This is a genomic window from Dietzia maris (assembly GCF_014144855.1).
Classification (GTDB): domain Bacteria; phylum Actinomycetota; class Actinomycetes; order Mycobacteriales; family Mycobacteriaceae; genus Dietzia; species Dietzia kunjamensis.
The window spans coordinates 1-6,118 of record NZ_JAALDN010000044.1 but is presented as its reverse complement, the minus strand read 5'-3'; the positions used below and the strand labels follow the sequence as shown (position 1 = coordinate 6,118).

The window sequence follows — 6,118 nt, the reverse complement described above, 5'->3', positions numbered from 1 at the left end:
CCCGTCCAGCGCCGGCGTCGGTGCCGGGCCGGCGGGCGGCGCCGAGAGCGCGCTGGTCACAGGTGGATGCCGCACTCGGTCTTGGACGATCCCGCCCAGCGGCCCGAGCGGGGATCCGCTCCGGCCTCGACGCGGCGGGTGCACGGCTCGCAGCCGATCGACGGGTAGCCGTCGTCGAGCAGCGGGTTGAGCAGGCAGCCGTGCTCGGCCGCGTAGTCGTGGACACGCTCGAGGGTCCACGCGACCAGCGGGTTGATCTTGACCATGGAGTGCTTCTCGTCCCACTCGACCATGGCCGCGCCGGCCCGGTGGTCGGTGTCCACGCGGCGCAGGCCGGTGATCCAGGCCTCGTAGCCGGACAGGGCGGCGTCCAGCGGCTCCACCTTGCGCAGGCGGCAGCACAGCTCGGGGTCGGTCTCGAAGGGGCGCGGTCCGAGGGCGGCCTCGTGCTCTTCGCGGGTCGCCGGGCTGCGGACGTCCACCACGTTGAGGCCGGGAGTGGCCGCGAGCGCGTCGCGGACGCCGACGGTCTCGGAGAAGTGGTAGCTCGTGTCGAGGAACAGCACGTCCACGCCGGGGGCGTGGGGTGCGGTCATCTCCGGCACGACCGTGTTGGCCATGGAGCAGGCCACCGCGAGCGCGTCACCGAAGGTCTCGCCCGCCCACGCCAGGACCTCGGCGGGGTCGATCTCGGAGTGGTTCCCGTAGAGGCCGCGGTCGTCGAAGCGACGGCCGGCCTCCTCGGCGATCGCCTTGAGCTCGGCGGCGGTGCGCTTCCGACCGGGGCCGGGGGTGAGGACCGTGCTGCGGGGCAGCAGGTCCAGAGCTACAGCCGTCATACGAGGGCCTCCTCGTCCACCCGGTGCGCCCACTCGGCGAAGGTCTCGCCGCCGGCACCGGTGTCCATGTACTTGCGGATCACGCGCTCGACGTAGTTGGGCAGCTCCGCCGACGGCACGCGGAGGCCGCGGACCGTGCGCCCGAGCCCACCCGACTCCTGGTCCTGGGAGGCCAGCCCGCCGCCCAGGTGGACCTGGAATCCGGGGGTGTCACCGTCGAGCAGCTGGCCCTTGAGTCCGATGTCGGCGGTCTGGATCCGGGCGCAGCTGTTGGGGCAGCCGTTGAGGTGGATCGACAGCGGCGTGCGCAGGGGCGCGTCGTCGGCGAAGCGCCGCTCCAGCTCGTCGACCAGCGCGGTCGCCGTGTCCTTGGTGTCGACAAAGGCGAGCTTGCAGAACTCGATGCCGGTGCACGCCATGGTGGCGCGGCGGAACGAGCTCGGGCGGGCGTACATGCCGATCTCGGCCAGTCCGTCGACCAGCTGGTCGACCTTGTCCGGCTCGACGTCCAGCACGAGCAGCTTCTGGTGCGGGGTGAAGCGGACGCGCTTGGATCCCGCGGCCTCGGCGAGGTCGGCGACCTGCGCCAGTTTCTCGCCGCCCACGCGGCCGACGGTCGGAGCGGCGCCCACGTAGTAGCGGCCGTCCTTCTGCTCGAAGACGCCCACGTGGTCACCCGAGCCGACACCGCGGCGGGGTGCCGGGCCGTCCGGCAGCTCGCGGCCCAGGTACTCGTCCTGCATGACCTGACGGAACTTCTCGGCGCCCCAGTCCTTGATGAGGAACTTGAGCCGGGCGCGCGTGCGCATGCGGCGGTAGCCGTAGTCGCGGAAGATGCCCACGACGGCGGCCCAGACCTCGGCGGCCTCCTCCTGGCGGACGAACACGCCGATGCGGGTCGCGAGCTGCGGGTTCGTGGACAGGCCGCCCCCCACCCACAGGTCGTAACCGGGACCGAGCTCGGGATGCTCGACGCCCACCAGCGAGATGTCGTTGATCTCGTGGACCACGTCCAGGCTCGGGTGGCCGGTGATGGCGGACTTGAACTTGCGCGGCAGGTTCGAGAACTCGGGGGTGCCGATGTACTTGGCCTTGATCTCGGCGATCACCGGGGTGGGGTCGAGGATCTCGTTCTCGGCGACGCCCGCCACCGGGCTGCCGAGGATGACGCGCGGGCAGTCGCCGCAGGCCTCGACGGTGTCGATCCCCACGTCCTCGAGCCGCTGCCAGACGGTGGGGACGTCCTCGATCGCGATCCAGTGGTACTGGATGTTCTGCCGGTCGGAGATGTCGGCGGTGCCGCGGGCGAAGTCGGTCGAGATCCCCGCGAGCACGCGCAGCTGGTCGGTGGTGACCGCGCCCCCGTCGGTACGGACGCGCATCATGAAGTACTCGTCCTGCAGCTCGTCGGCCTCCAGCTTGGAGGTGCGGGAGCCGTCGAGGCCCTGCCTACGCTGGGTGTACAGGCCCCACCAGCGCATACGGCCGGAGAGGTCGTCCGACGGGATCGAGCCGAAGCCCTCCTTGGAGTACGTGTCCAGGATCCGCTGGCGCACGTTGAGCGCGTCGTCGGTGAGCTTGAACTCCTCGTTGTGGTTCAGCGTCAGCTTGCCGTCGATCTTCCACTGCCCCTGCGGCTTGGGCGCCCGCGCGGGACGAGCAGGGCGGGGGGCGGCTGCAGTATCGGTCATGCCCGCGACAATAGTCAGAACAGACTGGTCTGTCTATCCAGGGTGACCTAACCGACCCCCGCCCGCCCGTCGTCACTCAGGTGACGTCGAGGTCAGGCCCCCGGCAAGGTCGAGCCGAGATCCCCGGCGATGCCGAACAGGGTCCCCCAGAGGATCTGGACGATGTGGAACGGGAGGAACGTCGCCGAATCCACGAGGGTCGAGCCGGACTCCTGTACGAGACTGCCGGCCGCCGCCATCGACGACCCGGCGAGCTCTACGAGACTTCCCATGATGCACTCCTTCCGGAGCTGATCTGACGACCCATCCCTGTGGTGGATCCGCACCCCAGACGCCCCGCCGTCAGCCTAGGCATTTCCTCATAAAGTGGGAACCGTGCAGCATAACGGTTAGGCAATTAGTTAAGGAGCGGAAAGTTCACGATTCGGCGGTGGCGTCGGCCCCGCGACCGACCGTACTGTCTGAGACATAGCCCACAGCTGGTGGGTACCACATCGAAAGGACACACCATGTTCTCTGATTTCTGGGCAGGACTTGCAGCGGGCTCGGCCGAGCTCATCCCCGCGCCGTTCGGTTCGGCGGCCATCGACGGCCTGCTGCGCCTCCCGGCCTACGTACTCGGCACCCTCAGTGGTGGCGCGGAGCTGTTCGGCTCCTGATCTGATTCGACACGCCCCGGTGGTCCGCCACCGGGGCGTGTCGCGATTTCGGAAGCTTTACATCCCGCAGAAGTCGAGCCAGGTGTCGACCTCACGCCTGGCCTGCTCCCGCCCGAGGACATACGCCTCGGCGAGACGGTCGACGCGCCGCTCGTAGCTGCGGATCATCACCCGGTGCGGGCGGAAGACCAGTGCTTCGCCCGACTCCTCCAACGCCTCGATCTCGTCGAGGGTCTCGTTGTAGAGGGCCCAGCGGTGCATCAGCGCCTCCCCCACCGCCGGGAACCGGCGGAAGTAGGAGCGGTAGAACGGCGTCAGCCGCCGTGGCGGGATCTTCCGATACCCGTGCGGCTGGGTGAGCACCACCAGGAACTTGTCGTACCCCGCGTCGCGAGCCGCCGACAGCGGGATCCCGCCGTCGTGGCCCAGCGCCCCGTCGACGTAGTACTCGCCGTCGATGAGCACGGGCGGCATCCACACCGGCATCGTCGACGACGACCGGACCATCCTCATGAGGTCGCTCATCGACGTGATGTCGTCCTCGCCCCAGAAGACGGTCTCTCCGTCGGAGCAGCGGAACGTCCCGATCCGCGCCTCGGTACCGCTGGCGTCGAACGTCTCGAAGTCGTACGGGAGCACCTCGTCCGGCAGTCCGGCCTGCTCGTAGATGTACTCGGCGTTGAACAGACCCTTGCCGCGGGCGAAGCTTCGCCAGTCGCCGAAGTTCGGGTCCGCCGCCATCTCCACGAAACTCTTGCGGGCCCGGACCGCGTCGCGTGACACGTAGTTCGCCAGGTGGGAGGCACCCGCCGAGATCCCCGCGACCAACCCGGTGTGGATGCCCGCCTCGATCAACGTCTCCACGACTCCGGCGGTGTGCACCGCCCGCATACCGCCGCCCTCGAAGAGCAGGGCGACGTCCGGGGCGGTCGGTGCGAAGTCGGTCACGACTCCCAGGGTAGGTCGGATCGCCTCCGCGGCCGTGATCCGATACCGTCACCGTGTGAGCGCTGTCACCGACTTCATCGTGTCCATCAACGACGTCTACTGGTACGCGGTGATCGCGCTACTCGTCGTCGCCGGTCTCTACTTCTCCGTCACCACCCTCATCGTCCAGATCCGGATGTTCCCGGAGATGATCAGGGCGATCTTCGAGAAGCCGTCGGACATCGAGGAGGACAAGAAGGGCATCTCCGCCTTCCGGGCCTTCACCATCTCCGCCGCCTCCCGCGTGGGTACCGGGAACGTCGCCGGCGTCGCGATCGCGATCACGGTCGGCGGGCCGGGCGCGGTGTTCTGGATGTGGCTCCTCGCCATCATCGGCGGCGCCACCGCGTTCGTCGAGTCCACCCTGGCGCAGCTGTACAAGGTCAAGGGCAAGGACTCCTACGTGGGCGGGCCCGCCTATTACATCCGCGACGGGCTGGGCTGGAAGCCGCTGGCCATCGCCTTCGCCGTGATCATCACCGTCACCTACGGGTTCGTGTTCAACGCCGTCCAGGCCAACTCGATCGCGCAGTCCGTCCGCAACCAGTTCTCCCTCGAGGGCTTCACCCCGGGCCTGATCATCGGCATCGCCCTCGCCCTCCTCGTGGGCGCCGTAATCTTCGGTGGCGTCCGCCGGTTGTCCGCGGTCACCGAGATCCTGGTCCCCGTGATGGCCGTGGCATACATCGTCGTCGCCCTCGTCGTCGTCGCCCTCAACATCACCGAGGTCCCGGGGATGATCTCCCTCATCGTCGGCCACGCGCTCGGGCTCCGCGAGGTCGCCGGCGCCGCGGTCGGCGCGGCCATCATGCAGGGCATGCGCCGCGGACTGTTCTCCAACGAGGCCGGCATGGGCTCGGTGCCCAACGCCGCCGCCACCGCATCGGTCTCCCACCCCGTCAAGCAGGGCCTCGTCCAGGCGCTCGGCGTCTACTTCGACACCATCATCGTGTGTTCGGCCACCGCCTTCATCATCCTGCTGACCAACCCGGAGTTCGGCGGTGACCGCGAGGGCATCACGCTCACCCAGGACTCGCTGGCCGCCTCGGTCGGCGACTGGGGCGTCCCCTTCCTCATGGTCGTCATCTTCTTCCTCGCGTTCTCCTCCATCCTGGGCAACTCGTACTACGGCGAGGCCAACATCACCTTCCTGCGCGGCAACCCCGCCGCACTGCGTACCTTCCGCATCCTCGTGGTGCTCGCCGTCCTCGGTGGCAGCCTGGGCTCGGTCGACCTCATCTGGAACCTCGCCGACCTGTTCATGGGCGTCATGGCCACCATCAACCTCATCGCGATCATCCCGCTCGGCGGTCTCGCGGTGGCGCTCCTCCAGCACTACCTGCAGCAGCGGGCCAAGGGCCACAACCCGGTGTTCCACCGCGACGACCTTCCCAAGGCGCGGAACGTCTCCTCGTGGGACGGCACCGACCCCATGACCCACCAGCACGTCGCCGACGATGCCCGCGAGGTCAAGGCCGAGAAATGACCCCCCGCACGAGCGCCCGCGACCGCTTCACCGCGCTACCCAAGGCGCACCTGCACGTGCACCTCGAGGCAGCGATGCGAGAGGCCACCCTGAGGCAGTGGTGCGCGGAGGACGGCATCGAGGTGCCGCCCCTCGTGGAGTATGCGGACTTCACCGCGTTCCTCGGCGCGTACGGCCTGCTCATCGATCTGCTCCACACCCCGGAGCGGGTCGGACGGCTACTGGACGAGGTGGTCGCCGACGCCGCCGCGCAGGGTGTGGTGGCGCTGGAGTTCGCGTCGATCCCCGAGAAGGCGGTGGCGTTCGGCTCCGCGGAGGAGGCGCTCGAGTTCATCCTCCCGGCCGCGTCCGACGCCGGGCGCCGTCACGGCGTGTGGACCGGGTCCATCGTGAGCATCGACCGCGGCGCCGGCCGCGAGCACGCACTGGAGGCCGCCCGGCTGGCCGCGCGGTTCG

General features: G+C 69.1%; 6 protein-coding genes and 1 pseudogene. 3 read left to right on the top strand and 4 right to left on the bottom strand.

Features of this window, described 5'->3' with window-relative positions:
• Positions 1 to 56: 56 nt before the first annotated feature.
• The 3 genes from G6024_RS01710 to G6024_RS01700 form a co-directional block, all read right to left on the bottom strand.
• A complete protein-coding gene (locus G6024_RS01710) occupies positions 57 to 839 on the bottom strand; it encodes a phosphoadenylyl-sulfate reductase (RefSeq protein ID WP_159147727.1) in 783 nt (260 codons plus the stop codon).
• On the bottom strand, positions 836 to 2,530 hold the full coding sequence (locus G6024_RS01705) for a nitrite/sulfite reductase (RefSeq protein ID WP_119192699.1): 1,695 nt from the start codon (positions 2,528 to 2,530) through the stop codon (positions 836 to 838). Before G6024_RS01705 ends, G6024_RS01710 begins: the two co-directional genes overlap by 4 nt.
• Positions 2,531 to 2,622: 92 nt before the next feature.
• Positions 2,623 to 2,802 carry a hypothetical protein gene (locus G6024_RS01700; RefSeq protein ID WP_143337720.1) on the bottom strand — a complete coding sequence of 60 codons (180 nt, stop codon included), beginning with the start codon at positions 2,800 to 2,802 and terminating at the stop codon, positions 2,623 to 2,625.
• A gap of 237 nt (positions 2,803 to 3,039) precedes the next feature.
• Here G6024_RS01700 and G6024_RS01695 point away from each other — a divergent pair, with 237 nt between their 5' ends.
• A complete protein-coding gene (locus tag G6024_RS01695) occupies positions 3,040 to 3,189 on the top strand; it encodes a hypothetical protein (RefSeq protein ID WP_172812132.1) in 150 nt (49 codons plus the stop codon).
• Positions 3,190 to 3,246: 57 nt separating this feature from the next.
• On the opposite strand, the gene G6024_RS01690 is transcribed toward G6024_RS01695, so the two are convergent.
• Complete coding sequence (locus G6024_RS01690; RefSeq protein ID WP_227022125.1) at positions 3,247 to 4,137, bottom strand: patatin-like phospholipase family protein; 891 nt, start codon at positions 4,135 to 4,137, stop codon at positions 3,247 to 3,249.
• A gap of 55 nt (positions 4,138 to 4,192) precedes the next feature.
• Here G6024_RS01690 and G6024_RS01685 point away from each other — a divergent pair, with 55 nt between their 5' ends.
• On the top strand, positions 4,193 to 5,662 hold the full coding sequence (locus G6024_RS01685) for an alanine/glycine:cation symporter family protein (protein WP_067715503.1): 1,470 nt from the start codon (positions 4,193 to 4,195) through the stop codon (positions 5,660 to 5,662).
• A pseudogene (locus G6024_RS01680) lies at positions 5,659 to 6,118 on the top strand (adenosine deaminase); the annotation flags it as partial. The gene G6024_RS01685 and the pseudogene G6024_RS01680, both read left to right, overlap by 4 nt.

Coding starts and splice junctions, on each gene's coding strand:
- G6024_RS01710 (WP_159147727.1), bottom strand. CDS start 839: ATGACGGCTGTAGCTCTGGACCTGCTGCCCCGCAGCACGGTCCTCACC.
- G6024_RS01705 (WP_119192699.1), bottom strand. CDS start 2,530: ATGACCGATACTGCAGCCGCCCCCCGCCCTGCTCGTCCCGCGCGGGCG.
- G6024_RS01700 (WP_143337720.1), bottom strand. CDS start 2,802: ATGGGAAGTCTCGTAGAGCTCGCCGGGTCGTCGATGGCGGCGGCCGGC.
- G6024_RS01695 (WP_172812132.1), top strand. CDS start 3,040: ATGTTCTCTGATTTCTGGGCAGGACTTGCAGCGGGCTCGGCCGAGCTC.